Consider the following 23530-nt stretch of genomic DNA (forward strand, 5'->3'; position numbering starts at 1 on the left):
CCTCCCGAGGGAGGCCGTTTGCATAACGCACTAAAGGCATTTACTGACGCATGCCGCGCCCGCTCACCAGCAGCCGTGCGCAACCGATATACAGCACCAGGGTGGCCACCAGCATGAAGGTAATGGCGATGCTGATCTTGATGTCCGACACCCCGAGGATGCCGAAACGGAAGGCGTTGACCATGTGCAGCACCGGGTTGGCCAGGGACACCGTCTGCCAGAACGGCGGCAGCAGGTTGATCGAGTAGAACACCCCGCCCAGGTAGGTCAGGGGCGTCAGCACGAAGGTCGGGATGATCGAGATATCGTCGAAGTTGCGTGCAAAGACTGCGTTGATGAAGCCCAGCAGCGAGAAGATGGTCGCGGTCAGCACTACCACCAGCACCGTGATGCCCAGGTGGTGCACCTGCAGCGTGGTGAAGAACAGCGACAGCAGCGTCACGATGACCCCCACCATCAGCCCCCGCAGCACCCCGCCCAAGGTGTAGCCGATGAGAATGGTATGGGGCGACAACGGCGAGACCATCAACTCCTCGATGGAGCGCTGGAACTTGCTGCCGAAGAAGCTCGATACCACGTTGCCGTAGGAGTTGGTGATCACCGACATCATGATCAGCCCCGGGACGATGTACTCCATGTAGGTGAAACCACCCATGTCGCCGATCTGCCGGCCGATCAGGTTACCGAAGATGACGAAGTACAGGACCATGGTGATGGCCGGGGGCAGCAGGGTCTGCGGCCAGATCCGGGTGAAGCGCCGGACTTCGCGATAGACAATGGTGTTGAGCGCCACCAGGTTGGGTTTGAACTCCGAACTCATACCGCCACCTTCGACAGATTCTTCTCCACCAGGGACACGAACAACTCCTCAAGACGGTTGGTTTTGTTACGCAGGCTCAGCACCTCGATGTTCTGCAGGGCCAGTTGGCCGAACAGCGCGGTGATGCCCACGGCCTTGTCCACCTGGACCTCCAGGGTATGGCTGTCCACCAGCCGGGTCGGATAGCCGGCCAGTTGCGGCGCCACGCTCAGGTCGTTCTTCAGGTCGAGGAGGAAAGTCTCCACATGCAGCTGGCTGAGCAACTGGCGCATGCTGGTGTTCTCGACGATGGTGCCGTGGTCGATGATGCCGATGTTGCGGCACAGCTGCTCAGCCTCTTCCAGGTAGTGGGTGGTGAGGATGATGGTGATGCCTTTCTGGTTGAGCTCGGTGAGAAAGCTCCACATGGAACGGCGCAGCTCGATATCGACCCCGGCGGTAGGTTCGTCAAGGATCAACAGGCGCGGTTCATGCACTAGCGCGCGGGCGATCATCAGGCGCCGCTTCATGCCACCGGACAGGGAACGCGAAGGCACATCGCGCTTGTCCCACAGGCCGAGCTGGGTCAGGTACTGCTCGGCGCGCTGCTTGGCGATCTTCGCCGGAATGCCGTAGTAGCCAGCCTGGGTCACGACGATGTCGAAGGTTTTCTCGAACTGGTTGAAGTTGAATTCCTGCGGCACCACGCCGATGCAACGCTTGAGCGCCGCCGGCTCACGATCCAGGTCGTGGCCAAAGACGCTCACCGTACCGCTGGTCTTGTTCACCAGGGTTGAGAGAATGCCGATGGTGGTGGATTTGCCGGCCCCGTTAGGGCCGAGCAGGGCGAAAAAGTCACCTTCGGCGACATCCAGATCGATACCACTCAGGGCCTGGAAACCGTTGCCGTAGGTTTTGGTTAGCTGCCGGATGGACAGAGCGGAACTCATATCGGATTCATGCACCAAGAAGGGGGAATTTTATAAGTAAGGGCGGCCCGAGCCGATTGCAACGACGCCGGACGCCCGCCATGTTGCGTGCCTGCGTCGTGCAAGTACAGTCACCCGTATCGATAGTGGGTATTAAGTCAACGCGGTCATCACGGCCTGGCGATAGGCCGGGCGCTGTTTCAAGCGCTCATACCAGGCTTGCAGATGGGGCATGGAAGGACGCTCGATGGGCATCTCGAACCAAGCGTAGATGAAACTGCCGAGGGGAATGTCGCCCACGCCGATCTCCTGCCCGGACAGGTAAGGCTGCTCGCCCAGGGCCTGATCGACCCGCGCCAGCAGCTCGGCACACGTGGCCTTGGCGGCGTTGATCTGCGCCCAGTCCTGCTGCTCGGCCGGGGTGCGCAACACACCCCAGAACAGATGCCGGAAGGGTTCAGCGAAGGTCGAGGTGGTCCAGTCCATCCACTTCTCGGCGCTGGCCCGCAGTTGCACGTCGGCCGGGTACCAGTGGCTATCGGCGGCGTAGCGCGCAGCCAGGTAGCGCACGATGGTATTGGACTCCCAGAGCACGAAGTCGCCGTCTTCAATCAGTGGAATCCGGCCATTGGGGTTCAGCGCCCGGTACGCCGGGGTGTCCACCACCCCAAAGGCGCCGCCGGCGTCCAGGGACTCATAGGCGAGCCCCAGTTCCTGCGCGCACCAGAGTGCCTTCCTGACATTCGACGAGTTCTTGCGACCCCAGATCTTCAGCATGACCATCCCTCAGTAATGAATGCCGGGGCAGTCTACGCCTGATCAGCCGCGACTCAAATCGCCGCGCAGGTCTGCCAGCACTTGCGGCTGCTGCGCGTCGAACAGGTGCGGGTAGCATTTTTCCAGGTGGCCGAAAAACAGCTCCTGCGGCACGTCGGCAAACTGCCCGTGGTCCACCAGGTACTCCATCGACTGTTCGCCCTGGCGATTGAAAGGCTGGAAAACGCTGTCCTCCAGGCCGTCGAAATCCAGCGGCGCCACATCGAACATTTCACACAATTGCCGGTTGAACGCCGGCGTGGCCTTGACCCAACGACCCTGCAGATAGAACTCGGTGTAGCCGTGCATGGCGAACACATCGCTGCGCAGCAGCTCCAGCAGCCTGGGTGTGGACAGGTGATTGCGCACATCGGCCAGGCCGATGCGCGCCGGTATCCCACAATGCCGGGCACAACCGGCGAGCAAGGTGGCCTTGGGCACGCAATAGCTCTCGCCGGTGGCCAGGGCATGGCTGCCGCGCAAGGTCTGGGGATCACGGCTGAAACTGTAGAAGTTGTAGCGTACGGCCTCGCGCACCGCGTAATAGAGGCTGACGGCTTGCTGTCGGGGATCGCGGCTGGCACCGCGATGAGTTTCGGCGAACTCCACCACCGCCGGGTGGTCACTATCGATGAAGCGGCTGGGACGCAGGTACTCGTGCATGGGCATGACCTCCGAGAGGAAGCCTGAGTCTATCGAGGCGTCCGCCCCAGTGATAACGACGTATCGGCCAAAGATCATGGCCCCCACGATCAACCGGGCCTGGCCCGCAAGATACAGACTTGCATTGCACCCGCACTGCCCTGCTCACCCGCGCTGTCGAAGGCCGACTACGCTCTGAGGGTGATTTCACCCCTGGTTTCACGGAGGATTGAATATGCTGTTGTTGTGGATACTGGTTCTGGTGCTCGCAGTGGCCTACCTGGCCCATCGCCGTACCGCCCCCCTGCCCGCCCTGGGCGTGGTCGCCATCTACCTCTTGGCCATGGGCGCCTTTAGCCGTGCCCCCGGCTGGCTGCTGCTGATTTTCTGGGTGCTGCTGGCAGCGGTCGCCGCCCCTCTGCTGCTGCCCGATCTGCGGCGCAAGTATTTCAGTGCGCCGCTGTTCAGCTGGTTCCAGAAGGTTCTGCCGCCGATGTCCCAGACCGAGCGCGATGCCATCGATGCCGGCACCGTCTGGTGGGACGGCGAGCTGTTCAGTGGCCGCCCCGACTGGAATACCTTGCTGGCCTACCCCAAGGCCCAGTTGACCGAAGAAGAGCAGGCGTTCATCGACGGCCCGACCGAGGAGCTGTGCGCCATGGTCAGCGACTGGCAGATCGGCCAGCACATGGACCTGCCGGCCGAAGCCTGGGCCCACATCAAGGAGCACGGTTTCTTTGCCCTGATCATTCCCAAGGAGTTCGGCGGCAAGGGCTTCTCGGCCTACGCCCACTCCCAGGTGGCCATGAAGCTGGCCACCCGCAGCGGCGACCTGGCCTCCACCGTGATGGTGCCCAACTCCCTGGGCCCGGCCGAACTGCTGCTGCACTACGGCACTGACGAACAGCGCAATCACTACCTGCCGCGGCTGGCCCGGGGCGACGACATTCCCTGCTTCGCCCTCACCGGCCCCCTGGCCGGCTCCGATGCAGGGGCCATGCCCGACACCGGAATCATCTGCAAAGGCCAATGGCAGGGTGAAGAAACCCTGGGCCTGCGCCTGAACTGGGAAAAGCGCTACATCACCCTGGGCCCGGTGGCCACCCTGCTCGGCCTGGCCTTCAAGGCCCATGACCCGGACCACCTGCTGGGCGACCAGGAAGACCTGGGTATCAGCCTGGCACTGATCCCCACCGACACCCCCGGGGTGGATATCGGCCGCCGCCACCTGCCCCTGGGCGCGGCCTTCATGAACGGCCCGAACTCCGGCAAGGACGTGTTCATCCCACTGGACTTCCTCATCGGTGGCCAGGAAATGCTCGGCAAGGGCTGGATGATGCTGATGAATTGCCTGTCCGTGGGCCGTTCGATCTCCCTGCCCGCGGTGGGCACCGGCGCCGCCAAATTCACCAGCCTGGTGACCGGCCAGTACGCCCAGGTGCGGGAGCAGTTCAACGTGCCCCTCGCCGCCTTCGAGGGCATCCAGGAGGCTCTGGCCCGCCTCGGCGGCAATGCCTGGCTGATGGACAGTGCACGCATGCTCACTGCCAACGCCGTGGACCTGGGGGAAAAACCCTCGGTGCTGTCGGCGATCCTCAAGTACCACCTCACCGAGCGCGGCCGCGAGTGCATCAGCCACGCCATGGACGTGCACGGCGGCAAGGGCATCATCATGGGCCCCAACAACTACCTGGGCCGCAGCTGGCAAGGAGCGCCGATCTTCATCACCGTGGAAGGCGCCAACATCCTTTCGCGCAACCTGATGATCTTCGGCCAGGGGGCAATCCGCTGCCATCCATTCGTGCTCAAGGAAATGGCCCTGGCCGGTCGCGAAGACCACGACCAGGCACTGCAGGAGTTCGACGCCCTGCTGCTCAAGCACATAGGTTTCGCCGTGAGCAACGCCGCCAGTACCCTGGTGCTGAACCTCGGCCTGGGCCACTTCGAACACGTTCCGGGAGACAAGGTCAGCCAGGGCTATTTCCGTGCCCTGAACCGCCAGGCAGCGGCCTTCGCCTTGCTGGCGGACTTCTCGATGATGCTGCTGGGGGGCGAACTCAAACGCCGCGAGCGCCTTTCCGCCCGCCTGGGGGATGTGCTCAGCCACCTGTACCTGGCGTCGGCAGCGCTCAAGCGCTACCACGACCTGGACTCCCCGGAATACCTGCGCCCCCTGCTGGCCTGGGCCATGGAAGAGAGCCTCGGGCATTCCGAACGGGCCCTGGACGAGTTGCTCAGCAACTTCCCCAACCGGGTGTTCGGTTGCGTGCTGCGGGTGCTGGTGTTCCCCTTCGGCCGTCGCCATACCGGGCCATCGGACCAGCTGGATGCCGAAGTGGCGGCGATCATCGGTCGAGCCCAGGGCGATCCGGCCCTGGAAGCGGTGCTTGCCGGCTGCTACCGCCCGCAATCCAAGGACGACCCGGTGGGCGCCCTGCAACATGCCAGCAACCTGCTGAGCGCCGTGCACCCGTTGCACAAGAAGCTCCACGAAGCGCTGAAAAGCGGCCAGGTCAAACCGGCTGCCGGCGAATCGGCCATCGACGCGGCGCTGGAAGCCGGCGTGCTGCAGGCCGCCGAGGCCCAGAGCCTGCACGAGGCCGAGGCGGCGCGGCGCAAGGTCATCGATGTGGATGATTTTGCCAAGGAGGAGCTGACCCTAAGCGAAGGCAAGACCCGCTAGACGGCCGCCTTCGGGGCAGGTCGATTATGAAACCGGGCGCGGGAGCTATATACTCCCGCGCCCGTTTTGCTCTTGAGGACCCTGTCATGTCCAACATCGTCGCCGATCATCTCGTCCTGCTGGACCACCTGCGCAGCATCCTTGTCGCCGTAGGTGAAGCCGAACAGGTGCCCGAGGAAAGCCATGCGCTGTTCCTGGAGCGCTTCGACGAACTGCGCGCCTCGCTGCCGATCAACCCGATCGAAAGCCAATACCTGGGCCAGGACCTGCTGTGCCAGATCATGCAGCGCTACCCGCAGATCGCCCACCTGGTGCCTCGTGACCTGCTGTGGTTCTTCGCCGGTGACTGCCTGCACTACATGCCCGATGAAGAAATCGACCTGTACCAGGCCCTGGAAGAGCGCCGTTTCGAAGCCGAGCAGAACGACGAGCCCTTCGACTGGAACCAGGAAAAGCAGCTGCTGGCGCTTTCTGCCCAGGACAGCAAGCACTGATCACTGCGCCCGGCGCAACCAAGGCCCGCACGGTTCGCCCGGCGGGCCTTTTTCATGGGCGCCTTTTAGCGCCGGCTTGTCAGAGAATTCGCTGGCAAGCCAGCTCCTACAGCGGGCGTTCCGCTTTGCCCGGGCGGTTGAGGGTCGGCTCCTTGGCCAGGCACTCCACCAGGTAGTCGATGAAAACCCGCAACTTGGGCGGCAGGTAACGGGTCGGTGAATGCAGCAGCCAGGCACCGCCGTGGTAGGAGGCCAGGAAGGTCCACTCCGGCAGCACCTGGACGATCAGCCCCTGCTCCAGGGCATGGCGCGCGGTGAAGTACGGCAGGCTGCCGATCCCCAGGTGTTGCAGCACCGCATCCAGGCGCACCCCGGTGTGGTTGGCCGCATAGCGCCCGCGCACCCCCACCGTGACCGCCTTGCTGCCCTGGGTGAATTTCCAGCGCGCATCGCTGGGGGTCTCGCCCAGGTAGATGCAACTGTGCTGGCGCAGGTCCTGGGGATGGGCCGGGGTACCGTGCTCGGCCAGGTACTGCGGGGTGGCGCAGAGCAGGTGATCGATGCGCAACAGCTGGCGGCCGATCAACCCGGGCGGCGGGCGATCGGTGATGCGGATCGCCAGGTCGACGTTGTCGTCGATCAGGTCGACATCGCGGTCCTCATGCAGCAGTTCCACATCGACCAGGGGATAGCGCCGCAGAAACTCCGGCATGTGCGGGTGCACCACGAAACGCCCCACCGCCTTGGGCACGCTGACCCGCACCACGCCTTCGGCTTCGTGGGTGAACTGGCCGCTGACCTCCATCACCGAACGGGCCGCACTGACCATTTCACTGCAACGCTTGAACACCTCTTCGCCACCGTCGCTCAAGCGCAACTTGCGTGTGGTGCGCTGCAACAACCGGGTGGCCAGGACCTTTTCCAGGCGCGAGATGCTGCGGCTGACCGCCGAAGGCGAGGAGCCCAGCTGGCGTGCCGCCTCGGAGAAGCTGCCGGTCTCCACGACCCTGACGAAAATGGCCATTTCTGCCAGCAAAGGCAGGGGTAGATTTATGCTCATGACGCAATAGTCCATTGAGTTTCGAACGGATTATCACGCAATTGCCCAGGCCGCATAATAAAAAAACACTGAATTCCAGGGTTAGAGAAATGACGCGGCGCCTGTATTACGACAATGACCAGTTACTGACCTCCGTCGAGGTCCTGAGCTGCATCCCCCACGAACAGCAATTCGCGGTCACCCTCAACGCCACGCCCTTCCACCCCCAGGGTGGCGGCCAGCCCAGCGATACCGGCTGGATCGGCCAGGCCGCCGTTCTGCGGGTGGCCCAGGAAGGCGAGCAGATCGTGCATTACCTGGACCAGCCGCTGGAGCCGGGCATTTTCGACGCCCGGGTCGATGAGGCCGCGCGCCTGTTCAACAGCCGCATGCACTCCGCCGGGCACCTGATCGGCCACTTCGTGCAAAGCCAGGGCTGGATACCGATCAAGGCCCATCACTGGCCAGGTGAAGGCCGGGTGTCGTTCAAACCGGCAGAGCAGCCCCGGGAGATCGACGGCGCCAGCGTGCAGGACGCGATTGCGCAGTGGATAGAGGCCGACCTGGAACGGCATAGCACAATGGCGGACGGTTCGCGCCAGATCAGCTTTGGCCAACTGCCGGCCTATGGTTGCGGCGGCACCCACGTCAGCCACCTGCAGCAGCTGGGCGCGGTGCTCATCACCGCGGTCTCACTCAAGAAAGGCACCCTTTCGGTCAGCTATAGCCTCGACTGAAAACGGCCTGCCACTCAATCATCCTGCTTTGCGGAGTCCGCATGCTGTCCAACTATCTTGGCGAGTTCCTCGCCCTGGCCCTGGTTCACTTTCTCGCGGTGGTCGCTCCCGGGCCGGATTTTGCCGTGACCATCCGCCAGAGCGTGCGCTTTGGCCGCATGACCGGGGTCTGTACCGCCCTGGGCATCGGCGCCGGCATCTCGGTGCACGTGCTCTACACCCTGCTGGGGGTGGGCGCCCTGATGCACGCTACGCCCTGGTTGCTGAGCGCGGCCAAGCTGCTGGGCGGCGCCTACATTCTGTACTTGGGTATCAGCCTGCTGCGCAGCAAGGCCAAGACCAGCCTTCCCGGCGAGGCGCCCACCGATGAGCCCCAACAGACCTTGCTGCGAGCCTTTACCACGGGGTTTCTGACCAATGCCACCAACCCCAAGGCGACCCTGTTTTTCCTGGCGATCTTCACCACCCTGGTCAGCGCCACCACCCCACTGAGCATCCAGGCCCTATATGGCGCCTGGATGTGCCTGGTGAATGCGCTGTGGTTCGTGATCGTCGCGCTGTTCTTCTCCAGCTCTCGGGTGCGCTTGCTGTTCATGCGCCTGGGGCACTGGTTCGAGCGCTGCATGGGGCTGATCCTGCTGCTGTTCGCCGGGCGGTTGCTGCTGTCGCTGTAGGCAAGGCAAACGACAAAGGCCCGCACAGGTGTACTGGCGGGCCTTTTTTCTGGGCACTGGCTGCAGTGTTGAATCGCAGGCAAACAAAAACGCCGCTCAATGAGCGGCGTTCTTGTGAATTTGGAGCGGGAAACGAGACTCGAACTCGCGACCCCGACCTTGGCAAGGTCGTGCTCTACCAACTGAGCTATTCCCGCAAATGGCGTCCCCTAGGGGACTCGAACCCCTGTTACCGCCGTGAAAGGGCGGTGTCCTAGGCCACTAGACGAAGGGGACACGCTAACCGCAACACATGGTGTGTGTTTCGGCGCCCAGAGCCGCGTCCGAAGACTCGGGTTCTGGTTTCACTCAGCCCCGCCCGAAGGCAGTGCTGCTTAAATTGGAGCGGGAAACGAGACTCGAACTCGCGACCCCGACCTTGGCAAGGTCGTGCTCTACCAACTGAGCTATTCCCGCAAATGGCGTCCCCTAGGGGACTCGAACCCCTGTTACCGCCGTGAAAGGGCGGTGTCCTAGGCCACTAGACGAAGGGGACACGCTACCCGGAACACATGGTGTGTGTTTCGGTGTCCAGAGCCGCATCCGAAGACTTGGGTTCTGGTTTCACTCAGCCTCGCCCGAAAGCCAGACTGTTTAAAATTGGAGCGGGAAACGAGACTCGAACTCGCGACCCCGACCTTGGCAAGGTCGTGCTCTACCAACTGAGCTATTCCCGCAATGGCGTCCCCTAGGGGACTCGAACCCCTGTTACCGCCGTGAAAGGGCGGTGTCCTAGGCCACTAGACGAAGGGGACACGCTACAGCATTCACTTCCTTCAACGTTTTGCTATTTGCTTTCCGTTGAAAGTGGCGCGCATTCTATGGATGCTTTGGGAGGCCGTCAACCCCCAGATATAATTTTATTTAAATCAATGACTTCGGAGCTGTTTTAGGCCCGCTTCAGGGTTTTCTGCCGTCCGCGCTTTGACGCCTATATTCTGGCACTCGACAAGGCGTTATAGTCCTCCACAGCCGGTGATGGCAATTTGAACCCTTGGATCCCCCGAGGCAAATGCCACCTATATAAGCAGCACAATCCATGCCCGGCTCGTCGAGCGGCGCTATGCGTCTAAATGCCAAGCCACTACACTCGCACGCGAATCCCATAACGAGGTTTTAACGGTGACACCACTCATGATCACCCTGCTGGTAATAGCCGGGATCGCACTATTGATCGCCATTGGCTACATGAACCATGTGGTGGAAAACAACAAACTGGAAAAAGCCCGCACCAAGGTCGAACTCAATGATCGCCTGCGTCGTTGCGGCGAGATCACCGAAACCTTCCCCGGCCAGTTCATGTCACCGGCCCTCAAGCTGCTGCTGACGCGCCTGGAGCTGAACGTCGTTCAGCGCATGCTCAACCTCGATAAAACCGACAGCACCCTCAAGGCTCGCCTGGCTGAGCTCAATACCCTGGTGGGCCAGGGCGAGTCGATCCCGGTGAACAACCCACCGGCACCGATCCAGACCGAAGCCAAGGCCAAGGACGTGCGCTTCCTGCTGGAGGCTATGCACGGCCAGGTCACTCGCGCCGCCCACGACGGTTTCCTGCAGCCCAACGAAGCCAAGCGCTGGATCAAGGAGATCCGCCACATCCTGGTGCTGCTGCATATCGAGTTCTTCAACAACCTGGGCCAGTACGCCCTGCAGCAGAATCAGCCGGGCCAGGCCCGGCTGGCCTTCGAGCGTGGCGTGCAGTACCTGCGCAAGCAGCCGGACCCGGCGGTCTACAAGGAGCAACTGGAATACCTGGACAAACTCCTGGCCCGGGCCAATGCCATGGTGCTGTCGACCCTGGAACCTGCCCCGGACGAAGACAACCAGCTGACCCAGGGCCTCAAGACCGTGGAAGCCGACGCCGACTGGAAAAAGAAAGCCATCTACGACTGACAGAAAAAACCCTTGCCCGGAACACCCGGGCAAGGGTTTTAGAACGCTGCGCCCTCCCCGCCGCTACAAGCGGAAATGCCCCACCATCCCCTTCAGTTCCACGCCCAACTGCGCCAGCTCGATGCTCGACGCGGCGTTGCCCTGCATCGCCAGGGACGACTGATCGGCACTGGCGCGAATGCTGGTGACACTGCGGTTGATCTCTTCGGCCACCGAACTCTGCTGCTCGGCCGCAGCGGCGATCTGCTGGTTCATCTGCTGGATCAATGACACCGCCGCGGCAATGCTACCCAGGGCGCTTTCGGTCTGCAGGGCATCGCTGACCGCCAGCTTCACCAGCTCGCCACTGCTCTGGATCTGCCGCACCGAGGAGTCGGCCGCCGCGTGCAGAGCCGTCACCAACCGGGCGATCTCTTCGGTGGACTGCTGCGTGCGTTTCGCCAGGGCCCGCACTTCATCGGCCACCACCGCAAATCCCCGGCCCTGCTCCCCGGCCCTGGCGGCTTCGATAGCGGCGTTGAGGGCCAGCAGGTTGGTCTGCTCGGCCACGCTCTTGATCACATCCAGCACGCTACCGATGTTGTCGATTTCCGCGCTCAGGCTCTCGATACCACTGCTGGCACGGCTGGCGGAATCCGCCAGTTGCTCGATGCGCTGCATGCTCTGGCGCACCACTTGCTGGCCACTTTCGACCTTGTCGTCCGCCGCCTGGGCGGCTTGGGCGGCCTCCTCGGCATTGCGCGCCACATCGTGCACCGTGGCGGTCATCTGATTCATGGCCGTGGCCACTTGCTCGGTTTCTTCCTTCTGGGTGCTGACTTCCAGGTTGGTCTGCTCGGTCACCGTGGACAGCGACTGAGCCGAACTGGCCAGTTGCTCGATCCCCGCCTGCAGGCCACTGACAATGCCGCTCAGGCCGCTGCCCATCTGCTGCATGGCCTGCATCAACTGACCGATCTCGTCACGTCGGGTCACCTCCACGGTCGCGGTCAGATCACCGGCGGCAATCTGCTGAGCCACGTGCATCACACTGCGCAACGGGCGCACGATCAGGCGGGTGACGCTCAAGGCCGCCAACAGCCCCACCAACAGCGCCAGGGCCGAGGAGCCGATGATCAGCAGGGAGTTCTTGTCCAGTTCCCCCAGCATCGAATGCTCTTGCGCCCCGTACGCCTGATCAACCCGCGCCATCACCTGGGCGGCGCGCTCATGCAACTGCTGATAGACCTGCTTCTCCTGGGCCAGCAACCCGGTGTACTCGTTGAGCTTCTCGCTGAAGTTGCCGATGTGCCCCGAGACTTCGTTGAGCACCGTCTGATAGCCCGCATCCTTGACCGTGGCCTTCAACTGCTCGGCCTGGGCCAGGGCCTGATCGGCCTGCTCGATCTTGCCCTGCTCGGCGGGCTCCTGGTCGCCGCCCTTACGGTTCTGATCCAGGCGCAACCGGGCCTCATTCATGGCCTGCAGCATCAGGCGTGAAACCTGGCTGATCTGATTGGCCTGCTCGATGAATTCGGCACCATCCTTGCCCTGGGATTCCTTGAGCGTATAGGCACCGTCATCCGCCAGCCCGGCCTGCAGCACGTCCAGGTTATTGGCCACGCTGGACACCGACCAACTGGCCATTTCCAGGGCCAGGTCCTTGGCCTGGGTCAGCTCGACGAACTCGTCGAAGGCCTTGCGATAGTCCGCCAGCGCCAGCTCCACATCGCCCATCGCGGTCTGGTTGGCCGCCGACCGCACCTTGAGCTGCTGGGCCAGGGCCTGCAGGCCTTCCAGGCTTTCATGCAGGCTGTCCACGGTCTTGCTGTCGCCGTGCAGGGCGTAGTCCTGCTCCTGCAGCCGCACCTTGAGCACGCCGCTATTGAGCTGGGACATCTGCTTGAGGCCATCGAAGCGCTGGCTGATGGTCTGCAGGGACCAGACACCGATCCCCGCCACCAGAGCGGTTAGGAGCAACACCAGGGCAAACCCGATGCCCAGTTTCTTTGCCATGCCCAGGTTGGCAAAACGTCCACTTGCGGCCGAAGTCATGGTGCGCAGTCCCCTTCCAATCCCCAATGGCAATAGGGCCATCTTGTCTTGGCGAAGGGTCGCAACGGCATGCACCGGCGCACAAGTCTCTGACATCGGAATAATGGCAAAAAGCTACGCCGAGGTCGTTTTCAGGACACTGGAGGTCGATTCCATCGGGCCCCGGCCATCGGCATCAGATCGCGGTGGCCCCGCCGTCGACCGCCAGTGCATGGCCGGTGGTAAAGGCCGCGCCATCGCTGCACAGGTAGAGCACCGCACTGGCGATCTCCTCGACCTTGCCGATGCGCCCCACCGGGTGCATGGCCGCGGCGAACTCGGCCTTCTTCGGGTCCGCCTCGTAGGCACGGCGGAACATGTCGGTGTCGATCACCGCCGGGCATACCGCGTTCACGCGGATTTTCTTCTTCGCATATTCGATGGCCGCCGACTTGGTCAGGCCGATCACCGCATGCTTGGAGGCCGCATAGATGCTCATCTTCGGCGCCGCGCCCAGGCCCGCCACCGAGGCGGTGTTGACGATCGCCCCACCGCCCTGGGCCAGCAGCAGCGGCAACTGGTACTTCATGCACAGCCAGACCCCTTTGACGTTAACCCCCATGATGGCGTCGAACTCATCCATGGAGCCCTCCGCAAGGCGGCCCTTTTCGATCTCGATACCGGCATTGTTGAAGGCGTAATCCAGGCGCCCATAGGCTTCGATGGTGCGGGCCATGAGGCTTTGCACATCCGCCTCCAGGGTAACGTTGCACGGCACGAACAATGCCTCGCCACCGGCCTCGCGGATCAGCGCCACGGTGCCCTCGCCCCCCGCCGTGTCCAGGTCCGCCACCACCACCTTCAAGCCTTGTGCGGCAAATGCCTGGGCGGTGGCGCGGCCGATACCATTGGCTGCGCCGGTCACTAGGGCCACCTGGCCGGAAAACGTCATGCTCATTGCAGGAATCCTCGATCGAATGCGGGTCAGCTACCCGGCCCAATCTAGCCACAGCCGGGGCTGGTGGCGTCAGCACTATCAAAAGCCCGGTTGGATGCTCATGCATTCTGGTGATGAATCTGCCGGGGGCTTTATCAGGGCGATCGATTGGCCTCCATTCGCTGCAGCGGCAAACCTTGCGGCACCGAGGCCAAGGGGCTATCAACTAGGGGTTCATTCATCCCACGAGTGCCTGCCATGACCGCCCTGACCAATCGCCAGTTCCTGCTCGCCAAACGCCCCATCGGACCGGCCACCCGCGATACCTTCACCTACCAGCAAGTGGCAGTGGGCGAGCCCGCCGCCGGGCAGATCCTGGTGCAGAACCAATACCTGTCCCTGGACCCGGCCATGCGCGGCTGGATGAACGAGGGCAAGTCCTACATTGCCCCGGTGGCCATCGGCGAGGTCATGCGCGCCCTGGGCGTGGGCCAGGTAATCGCCTCCAGCCACCCCGGTTTCGCGGTGGGCGACTACGTCAATGGTGCACTCGGCGTGCAGGACTACTTCCTCGGCGAGCCCCGGGGCTTCTACAAGGTCGACCCCAAGCTGGCCCCGCTGCCGCTCTACCTGTCAGCCCTGGGCATGACGGGCATGACCGCCTACTTCGCCCTGCTGGACGTGGGCGCGCCCAAGGCCGGCGACACCGTGGTGCTGTCCGGGGCCGCCGGCGCGGTGGGCAGCATTGCCGGGCAGATCGCCAGGATCAAGGGCTGCCGCGTGGTGGGGATTGCCGGCGGCCAGGACAAGTGCCGGTTCCTCATCGACGAGCTGGGTTTTGACGGCGCCATCGACTACAAGAACGAAGACGTCCACGCCGGCCTCAAGCGCGAGTGCCCCAAAGGCGTCGATGTGTATTTCGACAACGTCGGCGGCGACATCCTCGATGCCGTGCTCAGCCGCCTGAACGTCAAGGCGCGGGTGGTGATCTGCGGCGCCATCAGCCAGTACAACAACAAGGAGGCGGTCAAGGGGCCGGCCAACTACCTGTCGCTGCTGGTCAACCGGGCGCGCATGGAGGGGTTCGTGGTGATGGACTATGCCGCGCAGTTCGCCGAAGCCGGGCAGGAAATGGCCGGCTGGATGGCCAAGGGGCAGCTCAAGAGCAAGGAGGATATTGTCGAGGGCCTGGAAACCTTCCCGGAAACCCTGGGCAAGCTGTTCAGCGGCGAGAACTTCGGCAAGCTGATACTGAAAGTCTGAATCCGTAGGAGCCAGCTTGTCGGCGATCCGCAACGGCGGCCGGAAAGGGCCGCCAACCGCAAAACCGCTATCGCCGGCAAGCCGGCTCCTACAAGAGGAAGCGTGTTACAGGGCCAGTTCGGCCACGACGTCGGCCAGGGCCTTGGCCGGATCTGCCGCCTGGCTGATGGGGCGACCGATCACCAGGTAATCGGAGCCGGCATCCAGGGCCTGGCGCGGGGTGAGGATCCGCCGCTGGTCGTCCTGGGCGCTGCCCGCCGGTCGAATCCCCGGGGTCACCAGTTGCAGGGACGGATGGGCGCTCTTCAGGGCCTGGGCTTCCAGGGCCGAGCACACCAGGCCGTCCATGCCGGCTTTCTGCGCCAGGGCAGCCAGGCGCAGCACCTGCTCCTGGGGCTCGATGTCCAGGCCGATACCGGCCAGGTCTTCACGCTCCATGCTGGTAAGCACGGTGACGCCGATCAGCAACGGCTTGGGGCCGCTGCGCTGGTCCAGCACTTCGCGGCAGGCAGCCATCATGCGCAGGCCGCCGGAGCAGTGCACGTTGACCATCCACACGCCCATTTCCGCGGCGGCCTTGACCGCCATGGCGGTGGTGTTGGGAATATCGTGGAACTTCAGGTCCAGGAACACTTCGAAACCCTTGTCCCGCAGGGTCCCGACAATCTCGGCGGCGCAGCTGGTGAACAGCTCCTTGCCGACCTTGACCCGGCACAGTTTGGGGTCCAGTTGATCGGCCAGTTTCAGTGCGGCGTCACGGGTGGGGAAATCCAGGGCGACGATGATAGGAGTCTGGCAGGCGGACATGAAGGGGCTCTCAGGCAAGTCGAAATCGGCGCGGATTGTAGCGCAAGCCGCGCCGCTCCGGGACCCGATCAGAGGTAAATCCTCCTCAACGGTGCGCAAGAAGGCCGATTGCCCCGGCAATCGCTCCCCCACGCCACGGCATTTGTATCAACCTCGATACACTGACGACACGTGGGCAACAATCCCCGGCGCTACCCTCGCCAGCCGCAACACCTTCGAACAGCACTTCCAGCCCCCGGGCCGGACGCCTATGCTGAAGCCACAACCCCGCCGCCGCCCTAAGGCGCCGGCAGCCTACCTGGCAGACGACCGCACCCATGCAGAACACTTCAGCCCCTCTCAACGAAGACGCCAAAGCATTGGTCAGTGGCGACGACAAACGCTGGAACACCCGGGCCCTGATCGTCGACGACGACGTGCCGATCCGCGAGTTGCTGATCGACTACCTGGCGCGTTTCAACATTCACGCCAGCGGCGTCACCGACGGCGCGGCGATGCGCCAGGCCCTGCAGGCCGAGCACTTCGACGTGGTGGTGCTGGACCTGATGCTGCCCGGCGAAGACGGCCTGTCCCTGTGCCGCTGGCTGCGTACCGAATCGGACATCCCGATCCTCATGCTCACCGCCCGCTGCGAGCCCACCGATCGCATCATCGGCCTGGAGCTGGGGGCCGACGACTACATGGCCAAGCCTTTCGAGCCACGGGAACTGGTGGCCCGGATCCAGACCATCCTGCGCCGGGTGCGCGACGATCGCAGCGAGCAGCGGGCCAATATCCGCTTCGACAACTGGCGCCTGAACAGCGTGCTGCGCCAACTGATTTCCGCCGATGGCCTGGTGGTGCCGCTGTCCAACGCCGAGTTCCGCCTGCTCTGGGTGTTCATCGAGCGCCCGCGCCGGGTACTGAGCCGCGAACAATTGCTGGACGCCGCCCGCGGCCGATCCATCGAGGCCTTTGATCGCAGCATCGACCTGCTGGTCTCGCGCCTGCGGCAAAAGCTCGGCGACGATCCGAAGTCGCCGCAACTGATCAAGACCGTGCGCGGTGAAGGCTACCTGTTCGACGCCCGGGACATCGGCTGATGCGCGGGCGGTTCGATACGCTGTTCGGCCGCCTGTTCGGCGTCCTGCTGATCGCGATCGTCCTCGCCCACCTGCTGGCGTTCTTCTGGTTTCACCACTACGGCCCGCCCCCGCCGCCGCCCCCTCCCGATTCGGCGCAGTTGATCAATGGCCAGCCGCCGCCCCCTTATTCAAGGCGCCCGCCACGGCCCTGGTTCGGCGGCCCGCTGGTGCCCCTGACGTTCCAGTTCATCTCCCTGATCATCGCTGCCTGGTACGGCGCCAAGCTGTTGTCGCGGCCGATCCAGCGCCTGAGCGCCGCCGCCGAGCGTTTGAGCGAAGACCTCGACAGCCCGCCCCTGGAAGAGGTGGGCCCAAGGGAAGCCCGGCAAGCGGCCAGCACCTTCAACCAGATGCAGAAACGCATCCGCGAGCAGGTGCAGCAACGCGGGCGCATGCTCGGTGCCGTCTCCCACGACCTGCGCACCCCGTTATCAAGGCTGAAACTGCGCCTGGAGCAGATCGAGGACAGCAAGCTGCAAGGGCAGATGCGCCAGGACCTGGACGACATGATCAAGATGCTCGACGCCACCCTCAGCTACCTGCACGAACAACGCACCAGCGAGGCCGAGCAATGGATGGACGTGCAGGCCCTGGTGGAGTCGCTGTGCGAGAACGCCCAGGACCAGGGCGCCGACGCTCAGGCCCAGGGCCATTGCGCGCCGCTGCTGGTGCAACCCATGGCGTTGCAGTCATGCCTCAACAACCTGCTGGACAACGCCCTGCGCTACGCCGGCCAGGCAACCCTGGCCCTGGAGGACGACCGCGGGCAACTGCTGATCCGGGTCATCGACCACGGCCCGGGGATTGCCGCCGACAAGCGTGAAGCGGTGTTCGAGCCATTCTTTCGCCTGGAAGGCTCGCGCAACCGCAACTCCGGCGGCGTCGGCCTGGGCATGACCATCGCCCGAGAAGCAGCGGAGCGCCTGGGCGGCCAACTGATCCTCGAAGAAACCCCCGGCGGCGGCCTGACCGCGGTATTGCGTCTACCCAGGCCTTGAGCGCCTTGTGTGGCGGCAGGTACAAACCGCCAATACCCAGGACAACTCCCCCCCCTGAGGCTGCTTGGGCCGGTGTCCCCCCACCGGTTCTATTCATCCGCAGGGAGTGAGCCCCATGATCGATAGCCTCAGCAGCAACTATTCGAGCTATTACAGCTCCAGCACCACCAACCGTGGCCAGCAATTGCACAAGGAGCTGTTCGCCAAGCTCGACAGCAACGGTGATGGCGCGGTGGATCAGGACGAGCTGAAAAACGCCCTGTCGCAGAAAAGCGACAACGGCATCCTGGTCAGCCTGAGCAAGAATTTCAACGACCTGGACAGTGACGGCAGCGGTAGCTTGAGCAGCGATGAAATGGCCGCCATGGCCCCTCCTCCGCCCAAGGACCGCGCCCCCGATACCCAACTGGCGGATGCCCTGCTCGGCGCCCTGGACAGCGATGGCGACGGAGTCATCAGCAGTGACGAACTGAGCACTGCCCTGCAAGCCTCGGGCAACAGCTCCACCAGCAGCGACACCAGCTCGGCTCTGCTGAAGATTCTCGACAGCGATAGCAGTGGCGGCATCAGTAGCGATGAGCTCAAGGCCGCGTTGCAGGCCGGAAGCAACCAGGACAGCGCCCCCCAGGACCCGCAGGCCAACCTCGCCGAAGCTCTGGGCAAGATGATCGCCAGCTTGAGCAAGCAGTATCAGTTGGACACCAGCAGCAGCCTCGGCGGCAGCGTCAACGTCGCTGCCTGACGTCCATTGCCGCTCCCGGGGGGAGCGGCAATCGGTGGTTCAACGCGGCTCCTGGGCCCGGGCCTGGCTGGCGCTCCAGTCCAGCAACAGGCTGTAGGCCACCGCCAGCAGCGTCGGGCCGATGAACAGGCCGATAAAGCCGAAGGCGATCAGGCCACCGAACACTCCCAGCAGCACGATCACCAGCGGCAGGTTGCCGCCGCGGCTGATCAGGTACGGTTTGAGCACGTTGTCCACGCCGCTGATGATGAAAGTGCCCCAGATCCCCAGGAACACCGCCATGCCATATTCGCCTTTCCAGGCCAGCCAGGCGGTAGCCGGGATCCATACCAGGGGCGGGCCCATGGGAATCAGGCTGAGCAGGAAGGTGACGATCCCCAGAACCAGCGCCCCGGGCACTCCGGCAATCAGGAAGCCGATCAGCGCCAGCAGGCCCTGGGCCGCCGCGGTGCCGATCACCCCGTTGACTACCCGTTGCACGGTGCCAGCCACCAGGTCGATGTAGTAGCCGGCGCGCTCGCCGATCAGGCGCTCCAGCAACTTGTGCACGAACAGCGCCAGGCGCGGGCCATCGCGGTAGAAGAAAAACACGAAGACGATGCTCAGGGTCAGTTCCAGAATGCCGCCGCCGATCTGCGCGCTGCGAGCCAGCAGCCAGTTGCCCACCTGCCCCAGATAGGGTTTGACCGCCAGCATCAGGGCCGCGCCCTGCTGGTCGATGCTGTTCCACAAGCCCACCAGGCGCTCGCCCACCAATGGCAGGTTGCCGAGCCACTCTGGAGCGGCGGGCAGGCCGTCGACCTGCACGTCCTTGATGAAGGCCGTGGCATCGCGCACATGGTCCGCCAGGTTGAGGCCGAGCCAGACCAGCGGCGCGGCCACCAGCACCATCCAGCCCAGGGTCAGCAGGGCCGCTGCCAGGGATTCTCGGCCATTGAGCCAGCGGGTCAGCAGGCGCATCAGCGGCCAGCTGGCAAACGCCAGCACGGCGCCCCAGAACAGCGCTGACCAGAAAGGCGCCATGACCCAGAAGCTGGCACCGAACAACACCAGGAGCAGGATCTGCACCAGCAGGCGATCGTTATTGGGCATGAAATGTCTCGCGCAAGAAGAACCAGTGAAGAGTAGGCGAACCCGCGAGCGCGGGCTGCCTGAAACAGCTTAACGCAGTAGTTCGAAATGCAGGCCTGCTGCGTCGGTGTTACCGGTTTCCATCCGCGAGGCCAGCACGCCCTGGCCAATCAGCGCCTGGCGCCAGGCTTCGGCCTGCTTGCCGGACAGGCTGATGCGCAGGGTGGTGTCCAGGTTCAGCCCGCGGGACAGCAGGTTGAGCCAGGTGGGCTGGGGCTCGGCGAGTTTCGGCAGGTCCAGCTTGCCGGTGTCCTTGAGCTGGCGCAGCAGGGTGGCCGAAGTGGGTAGCAGGTCCCCCAGCGGCGCGCTGGCGTCGAACTGCTCCACATGCAGGTAGGCCCGGCGGTTACCCCGGGTGATGCTGTACAGGGCTACCAGGGAGTTGTCCTGGGGCGCCGCCAGCCGCAGCAGCAGGTAGGCCTGCTGTTCATCGGCGCCAAACAGCTTGGCGTTGCCGAATACTTCGTTGGCCCACAGGCTGCTTTCACCGCAATCGCGGGCCTGGCACCAGAACAGCAGCTCGGCGCCCTGCTTTTGCAGCGCCTCCCTGGCCAGGGTGAAGGCTTCGTTGGATGTGCGCTCGGCGGGCAACTGGTAAGTGATGGCGGTGAGCTTGCCGCGGGCATTGACCTGGCCATCGAAACGCAACTGGCCGCTGATACGGCGGATCGAACCCAGGGGGTAGACGCGCTCCTGCTCCACTTCGGGGCGGTAGTCGACGATCTGTGCATCGGTCAGACGGGGGACCAGGGGCAGGTCGTGGCTGCCCGGCAGATCGGCGGCAAGCACCAGGGTACTTGCCAGGGACAGGCCCAGAACACTGATTGAACGCATGGAAACTCTCATCGGATAAGCATGGCCTGGGCGCCCTTGACGACGCTGGCATCGTCGCTGCGTTGTGGAACCTGCAAGCCTCGCTGCACCGCAGGACGGGCCTCCAGGGCCGCCATCCAGCGTTGCAACGCCGGCAGGCCCTGCACCGAAACCCCGGACCATTCATGGCCGCGCACCCAGGGGAAGGTGGCGATGTCGGCAATGCTGTAGTCGCCGGCCAGGTACTCGGCCTGTTGCAGGCGGCTGTCGAGCACTTCGTACAGGCGCCGGGTCTCGTGCTGATAACGGTCGATGGCGCCCTGCAGCTTCTCCGGGAAATAGCGGAAGAACACATTGGCCTGGCCCTGCATGGGCCCGACCCCGCCCATCTGGAACATCAGCCATTGCATGACCAGCGAACGGCCCTTGGGATCGGCCGGCAACAACTGGCCAGTGCGTTCGGCCAGGTACACCAGGATCGCGCCGGACTCGAACACCGGAAAATCGCCATTGTCGCGATCGACGATGGCCGGAATACGCCCATTGGGATTGATCTTCAGGAACGCTGGGGCCTTTTGCTCCTTCTTGTCGAAACTCAAGGCGTGCACCTCATAGGGCAGGCCGAGTTCCTCAAGCAGGATGGAAACCTTGTGACCATTGGGGGTCGCAGCGGTGTACAGATCTATCATGGTTGTCTCCCATTTCAACCCGCCCAGCCTCGACAGTTGATCCCGTCAAGTCAAGGAACGGCGAAAAACCGATTGAAACAGTCTGCGACAAAGGTGGCACCCGCCTCGTCGTTGAGGTGCAGGTGATGCCCGCCGGGCAACTGCTCAACGCTGAAGGGTAGACGCTGCAACAAGGCCTGGTGCTTGGCCAGCATGCCATCGGCCGCCACCACCAGTTGCGTCGGGCAGGCGACCCGCTGAACAAAGGACATGGCCTGCTCCTCTGTCAGGCGCAGCGGCGAAGCCAGGGTCAGGCGGCTGTCGCTGCGCCAGGTATAGCCCCCGGGCACCGGCATCAGGCCGCGCTGGGCCAGCAGTTCGGCCGCCTCGCGGCTGACCGCCACCAGGCCCTTCATGCGCGCCTCGATGGCCCGCTCCAGGGTGGCGTACACCGGCTTGCTCTTGTTCTGCAGATTCAGCTGTGCCTGCAACGCCATGCCCAGGCGCTCGGCGGCGTCCTCGCCATTGGCCGTCGGCGGGATCACCCCATCGATCAGGGCCAGGTGGCTGACCCGCTCCGGCATCGCCGCCGACAGCACCAGCGAGACGATCGCCCCCAGGGAATGACCGATCAGGGCAAAGCGCTTCCAGCCCAGTTGCTCGGCGGCTTGCAGCACGTCATAGACGTAGTCCCACAGGGCATAGCCGGCCCCCGCCGGGCGATGCCCGGAATGACCGTGGCCGGCCAGGTCCAGGGCAACGATGCGCAGGCCGGCGAGCTTGGGCGCCAGCCGGGCGAAGCTGTTGGCGTTATCCAGCCAGCCATGCAGGGCGATGACCGGCAGACCGTCCTCGGGCCCGAACAGATGGGCCGCCAGTTCGATGTGCGGCAGGTTCAGGCGGACTTCTTCGACGGCGTGGCTCATGCAGGGCTCCGTTGCCAGCGTGTGAACAGCTCCTTGAGCAGCGCCGCGGTGTCCTGGGGGCGCTCAAGGGGAAACATGTGGCCACCGGGCATGGTCAGCGACTCGCCCAGGGGCATGCGCCCGACGGCACTGGTGTGATGGCGCATCACCACCCGGCTCTGCTGTCCGCGCACCACCGCCAGCGGTACCTTGAGCTGGCGCGCACTGCCCGGGCTGGTATGAGGCACGCCGCGGTAGATGCTGATTTCCGTGGCCGGGTCAAAACGCAGGCGCAAGCGATCCCCCACCTGCTGCAGGCCGTGCTGCAGGTAAGCATCCAGGCAATCGGGATCGAAGGCCCGGAACAGCGTCTTGCGGGAGAAGTAACTGCGGGCGGCCTCGATGTCGGCAAACTCTTCGCGACGCCCCAGGGTGCGCCCGGCCGGAGTCAGCCGGTCGATGAAGCCCAGGCGCTTGGCGGCGCGGATCACCCATTGGTCGGCCCGGGTCAGCACCGGCGAATCGAGCATCACCACCCCCCGATACAGCTCCGGGCAGCGCAGGGCCGCGTGCAGATGCAGCACACCACCCAGCGAATGCCCCACGCCCCAGACCGGCTGGGCCTGCTGTTGCAGGTGATGGATCAGTTCATCCACCAGGCTGCGCCAGTTGTCGTCCACCGGAAAGCGCGGGTCGTGGGCATGCTGCTGCAGATGAGCCACCTCGAATTCCGGCGCCAGGGCAGCAAACAACTTGCCATACGTGCCGGAGGGAAACCCATTGGCGTGAGCGAAAAACACCTGTTGCGACATACCGACCTATCCATCCACCAAACGAACACCGATTGTCCGCAGGCCCTGGCACCAGGGCAATGACCGTAACGGACAGGAATGCTGACACCCAGGCTCAGCCTATGGCGCGTTGCCTCATTGCGCCGGCGGGTTCTGCCCGAGGGGCACTACCGCCATGGTCAGGCGCGAGACGCAACTGGCCTTGCCTTCATCACTGCTCAGGCGGATGTCCCAGACATGGGTGGTGCGCCCGATATGAATGGCCTTGGCCACCGCCGTGACCCGCCCGGTGCGCAAGCCCCGCAGGTGATTGGCATTGATCTCCAGCCCCACGCAGTAGAACTTGCTGGCGTCGATGCACAGGTAGCTGGCCATGGAGCCGACGGTTTCCGCCAGCACCACCGAGGCCCCGCCGTGCAGCAGCCCGTAGGGCTGGTGGGTGCGATGGTCGATGACCATGCTCGCGGTCAGTGACTGCTCGTCATAGGACTCGAAGCGAATATCCAGCACTTCGCCGATGGTGTTCTTCTGGATCGCGTTCAGTTGCTCGATGTTCGGAGTGGTGCGCCATAGACTCATCGCCGCTTCCCTTA

The 23530-nt window shown here is 64.0% G+C and carries 23 protein-coding genes, 6 tRNA genes and 1 pseudogene; 9 read left to right on the forward strand and 21 right to left on the reverse strand.

What is annotated here, in order from left to right; genetic code table 11:
• Window positions 1-40 precede the first annotated feature (40 nt).
• The 4 genes from M2395_RS12375 to M2395_RS12390 form a co-directional block, all read right to left on the reverse strand.
• On the reverse strand, window positions 41-820 hold the full coding sequence (locus tag M2395_RS12375; RefSeq protein WP_011060097.1) for an ABC transporter permease: 780 nt from the start codon (window positions 818-820) through the stop codon (window positions 41-43).
• Complete coding sequence (locus M2395_RS12380; RefSeq protein ID WP_011060096.1) at window positions 817-1749, reverse strand: ABC transporter ATP-binding protein; 933 nt, start codon at window positions 1747-1749, stop codon at window positions 817-819. The genes M2395_RS12375 and M2395_RS12380 overlap by 4 nt, the downstream gene beginning before the upstream one ends.
• A 132-nt stretch (window positions 1750-1881) precedes the next feature.
• On the reverse strand, window positions 1882-2505 hold the full coding sequence (locus M2395_RS12385) for a glutathione S-transferase family protein (RefSeq protein ID WP_011060095.1): 624 nt from the start codon (window positions 2503-2505) through the stop codon (window positions 1882-1884).
• 42 nt (window positions 2506-2547) lie between these two features.
• Window positions 2548-3207: a transglutaminase family protein gene (locus M2395_RS12390; protein ID WP_011060094.1), complete on the reverse strand. Its 660-nt coding sequence runs from the start codon at window positions 3205-3207 to the stop codon at window positions 2548-2550.
• A 214-nt stretch (window positions 3208-3421) separates the two neighbouring features.
• Between M2395_RS12390 and M2395_RS12395 the strand changes: the two genes are divergently transcribed.
• Both M2395_RS12395 and M2395_RS12400 read left to right on the forward strand, forming a co-directional pair.
• On the forward strand, window positions 3422-5869 hold the full coding sequence (locus M2395_RS12395) for an acyl-CoA dehydrogenase (RefSeq protein ID WP_015634693.1): 2448 nt from the start codon (window positions 3422-3424) through the stop codon (window positions 5867-5869).
• Between the two features lie 86 nt (window positions 5870-5955).
• Window positions 5956-6363: a PA2817 family protein gene (locus tag M2395_RS12400; RefSeq protein WP_123430254.1), complete on the forward strand. Its 408-nt coding sequence runs from the start codon at window positions 5956-5958 to the stop codon at window positions 6361-6363.
• A gap of 106 nt (window positions 6364-6469) precedes the next feature.
• On the opposite strand, the gene M2395_RS12405 is transcribed toward M2395_RS12400, so the two are convergent.
• A complete protein-coding gene (locus M2395_RS12405) occupies window positions 6470-7423 on the reverse strand; it encodes a LysR family transcriptional regulator (protein ID WP_123430253.1) in 954 nt (317 codons plus the stop codon).
• Window positions 7424-7512: 89 nt separating this feature from the next.
• On the opposite strand from M2395_RS12405, the gene M2395_RS12410 reads away from it, so the two are divergent.
• Together M2395_RS12410 and M2395_RS12415 are read left to right on the forward strand one after the other, a co-directional pair.
• Window positions 7513-8139: a serine-tRNA(Ala) deacylase AlaX gene (locus tag M2395_RS12410; RefSeq protein ID WP_053156994.1), complete on the forward strand. Its 627-nt coding sequence runs from the start codon at window positions 7513-7515 to the stop codon at window positions 8137-8139.
• 41 nt (window positions 8140-8180) lie between these two features.
• Window positions 8181-8813 (forward strand): LysE family translocator, encoded by a 633-nt coding sequence (locus M2395_RS12415; RefSeq protein ID WP_015634690.1) that lies wholly within the window; start codon window positions 8181-8183, stop codon window positions 8811-8813.
• A gap of 121 nt (window positions 8814-8934) precedes the next feature.
• On the opposite strand, the gene M2395_RS12420 is transcribed toward M2395_RS12415, so the two are convergent.
• The 6 genes from M2395_RS12420 to M2395_RS12445 all read right to left on the reverse strand — a co-directional run bounded on the left by M2395_RS12420 (window position 8935) and on the right by M2395_RS12445 (window position 9607).
• Window positions 8935-9010, reverse strand: a tRNA-Gly gene (locus M2395_RS12420).
• Window positions 9011-9013: 3 nt separating this feature from the next.
• Window positions 9014-9089, reverse strand: a tRNA-Glu gene (locus M2395_RS12425).
• 104 nt (window positions 9090-9193) lie between these two features.
• Window positions 9194-9269, reverse strand: a tRNA-Gly gene (locus M2395_RS12430).
• A gap of 3 nt (window positions 9270-9272) precedes the next feature.
• Window positions 9273-9348, reverse strand: a tRNA-Glu gene (locus M2395_RS12435).
• Between the two features lie 105 nt (window positions 9349-9453).
• Window positions 9454-9529 (reverse strand) — tRNA-Gly (locus tag M2395_RS12440).
• Window positions 9530-9531: 2 nt separating this feature from the next.
• A tRNA-Glu gene (locus tag M2395_RS12445) sits at window positions 9532-9607 on the reverse strand.
• A gap of 379 nt (window positions 9608-9986) precedes the next feature.
• On the opposite strand from M2395_RS12445, the gene M2395_RS12450 reads away from it, so the two are divergent.
• A complete protein-coding gene (locus M2395_RS12450) occupies window positions 9987-10745 on the forward strand; it encodes a hypothetical protein (protein WP_174394967.1) in 759 nt (252 codons plus the stop codon).
• Window positions 10746-10808: 63 nt separating this feature from the next.
• Here M2395_RS12450 and M2395_RS31805 read toward each other — a convergent pair whose 3' ends face one another.
• From M2395_RS31805 to M2395_RS12460, 3 genes and pseudogenes are all read right to left on the reverse strand, one after another.
• Window positions 10809-11690, reverse strand: a complete 882-nt coding sequence (locus tag M2395_RS31805; protein WP_370508345.1) for a methyl-accepting chemotaxis protein — start codon at window positions 11688-11690, stop codon at window positions 10809-10811.
• Window positions 11670-12875: pseudogene (locus M2395_RS31810) on the reverse strand (HAMP domain-containing protein); the annotation flags it as partial. The gene M2395_RS31805 and the pseudogene M2395_RS31810, both read right to left, overlap by 21 nt.
• A gap of 79 nt (window positions 12876-12954) precedes the next feature.
• On the reverse strand, window positions 12955-13716 hold the full coding sequence (locus M2395_RS12460) for an SDR family oxidoreductase (RefSeq protein WP_011060086.1): 762 nt from the start codon (window positions 13714-13716) through the stop codon (window positions 12955-12957).
• Window positions 13717-13953: 237 nt separating this feature from the next.
• Here M2395_RS12460 and M2395_RS12465 point away from each other — a divergent pair, with 237 nt between their 5' ends.
• Window positions 13954-14958 carry an NADP-dependent oxidoreductase gene (locus M2395_RS12465; RefSeq protein ID WP_019095878.1) on the forward strand — a complete coding sequence of 335 codons (1005 nt, stop codon included), beginning with the start codon at window positions 13954-13956 and terminating at the stop codon, window positions 14956-14958.
• A gap of 105 nt (window positions 14959-15063) precedes the next feature.
• Here M2395_RS12465 and pyrF read toward each other — a convergent pair whose 3' ends face one another.
• Window positions 15064-15765, reverse strand: a complete 702-nt coding sequence (gene pyrF / locus M2395_RS12470) for an orotidine-5'-phosphate decarboxylase (protein WP_011060084.1) — start codon at window positions 15763-15765, stop codon at window positions 15064-15066.
• Between the two features lie 317 nt (window positions 15766-16082).
• On the opposite strand from pyrF, the gene M2395_RS12475 reads away from it, so the two are divergent.
• From M2395_RS12475 to xopAW, 3 genes are all read left to right on the forward strand, one after another.
• Window positions 16083-16847, forward strand: a complete 765-nt coding sequence (locus M2395_RS12475) for a response regulator (RefSeq protein WP_011060083.1) — start codon at window positions 16083-16085, stop codon at window positions 16845-16847.
• The gene (locus M2395_RS12480; RefSeq protein WP_015634685.1) at window positions 16847-17887 is read left to right on the forward strand and encodes a HAMP domain-containing sensor histidine kinase; all 1041 of its coding nucleotides are present in this window, start codon (window positions 16847-16849) and stop codon (window positions 17885-17887) included. The genes M2395_RS12475 and M2395_RS12480 overlap by 1 nt, the downstream gene beginning before the upstream one ends.
• 115 nt (window positions 17888-18002) lie before the next feature.
• Window positions 18003-18629, forward strand: coding sequence for an EF-hand domain-containing protein (gene xopAW / locus M2395_RS12485; protein ID WP_077933606.1), 627 nt, complete (start codon window positions 18003-18005; stop codon window positions 18627-18629).
• 39 nt (window positions 18630-18668) lie between these two features.
• Here the strand turns inward: xopAW and M2395_RS12490 are convergent, their stop codons facing one another.
• The 6 genes from M2395_RS12490 to M2395_RS12515 all read right to left on the reverse strand — a co-directional run bounded on the left by M2395_RS12490 (window position 18669) and on the right by M2395_RS12515 (window position 23516).
• The gene (locus M2395_RS12490) at window positions 18669-19721 is read right to left on the reverse strand and encodes an AI-2E family transporter (RefSeq protein WP_011060080.1); all 1053 of its coding nucleotides are present in this window, start codon (window positions 19719-19721) and stop codon (window positions 18669-18671) included.
• 69 nt (window positions 19722-19790) lie between these two features.
• Window positions 19791-20594 (reverse strand): DUF4892 domain-containing protein, encoded by an 804-nt coding sequence (locus tag M2395_RS12495; protein WP_053156988.1) that lies wholly within the window; start codon window positions 20592-20594, stop codon window positions 19791-19793.
• Between the two features lie 8 nt (window positions 20595-20602).
• Window positions 20603-21262, reverse strand: a complete 660-nt coding sequence (locus tag M2395_RS12500; protein WP_011060078.1) for a glutathione S-transferase family protein — start codon at window positions 21260-21262, stop codon at window positions 20603-20605.
• Between the two features lie 50 nt (window positions 21263-21312).
• Window positions 21313-22167, reverse strand: coding sequence for an alpha/beta hydrolase (locus tag M2395_RS12505; RefSeq protein WP_041116759.1), 855 nt, complete (start codon window positions 22165-22167; stop codon window positions 21313-21315).
• A complete protein-coding gene (locus M2395_RS12510; protein ID WP_011060076.1) occupies window positions 22164-22958 on the reverse strand; it encodes an alpha/beta fold hydrolase in 795 nt (264 codons plus the stop codon). Before M2395_RS12510 ends, M2395_RS12505 begins: the two co-directional genes overlap by 4 nt.
• 114 nt (window positions 22959-23072) lie before the next feature.
• The gene (locus tag M2395_RS12515; RefSeq protein WP_011060075.1) at window positions 23073-23516 is read right to left on the reverse strand and encodes a hotdog fold thioesterase; all 444 of its coding nucleotides are present in this window, start codon (window positions 23514-23516) and stop codon (window positions 23073-23075) included.
• Window positions 23517-23530: the final 14 nt, after the last annotated feature.

It is taken from the genome of Pseudomonas sp. BIGb0176 (assembly GCF_024810175.1).
Lineage (GTDB): Bacteria > Pseudomonadota > Gammaproteobacteria > Pseudomonadales > Pseudomonadaceae > Aquipseudomonas > Aquipseudomonas protegens.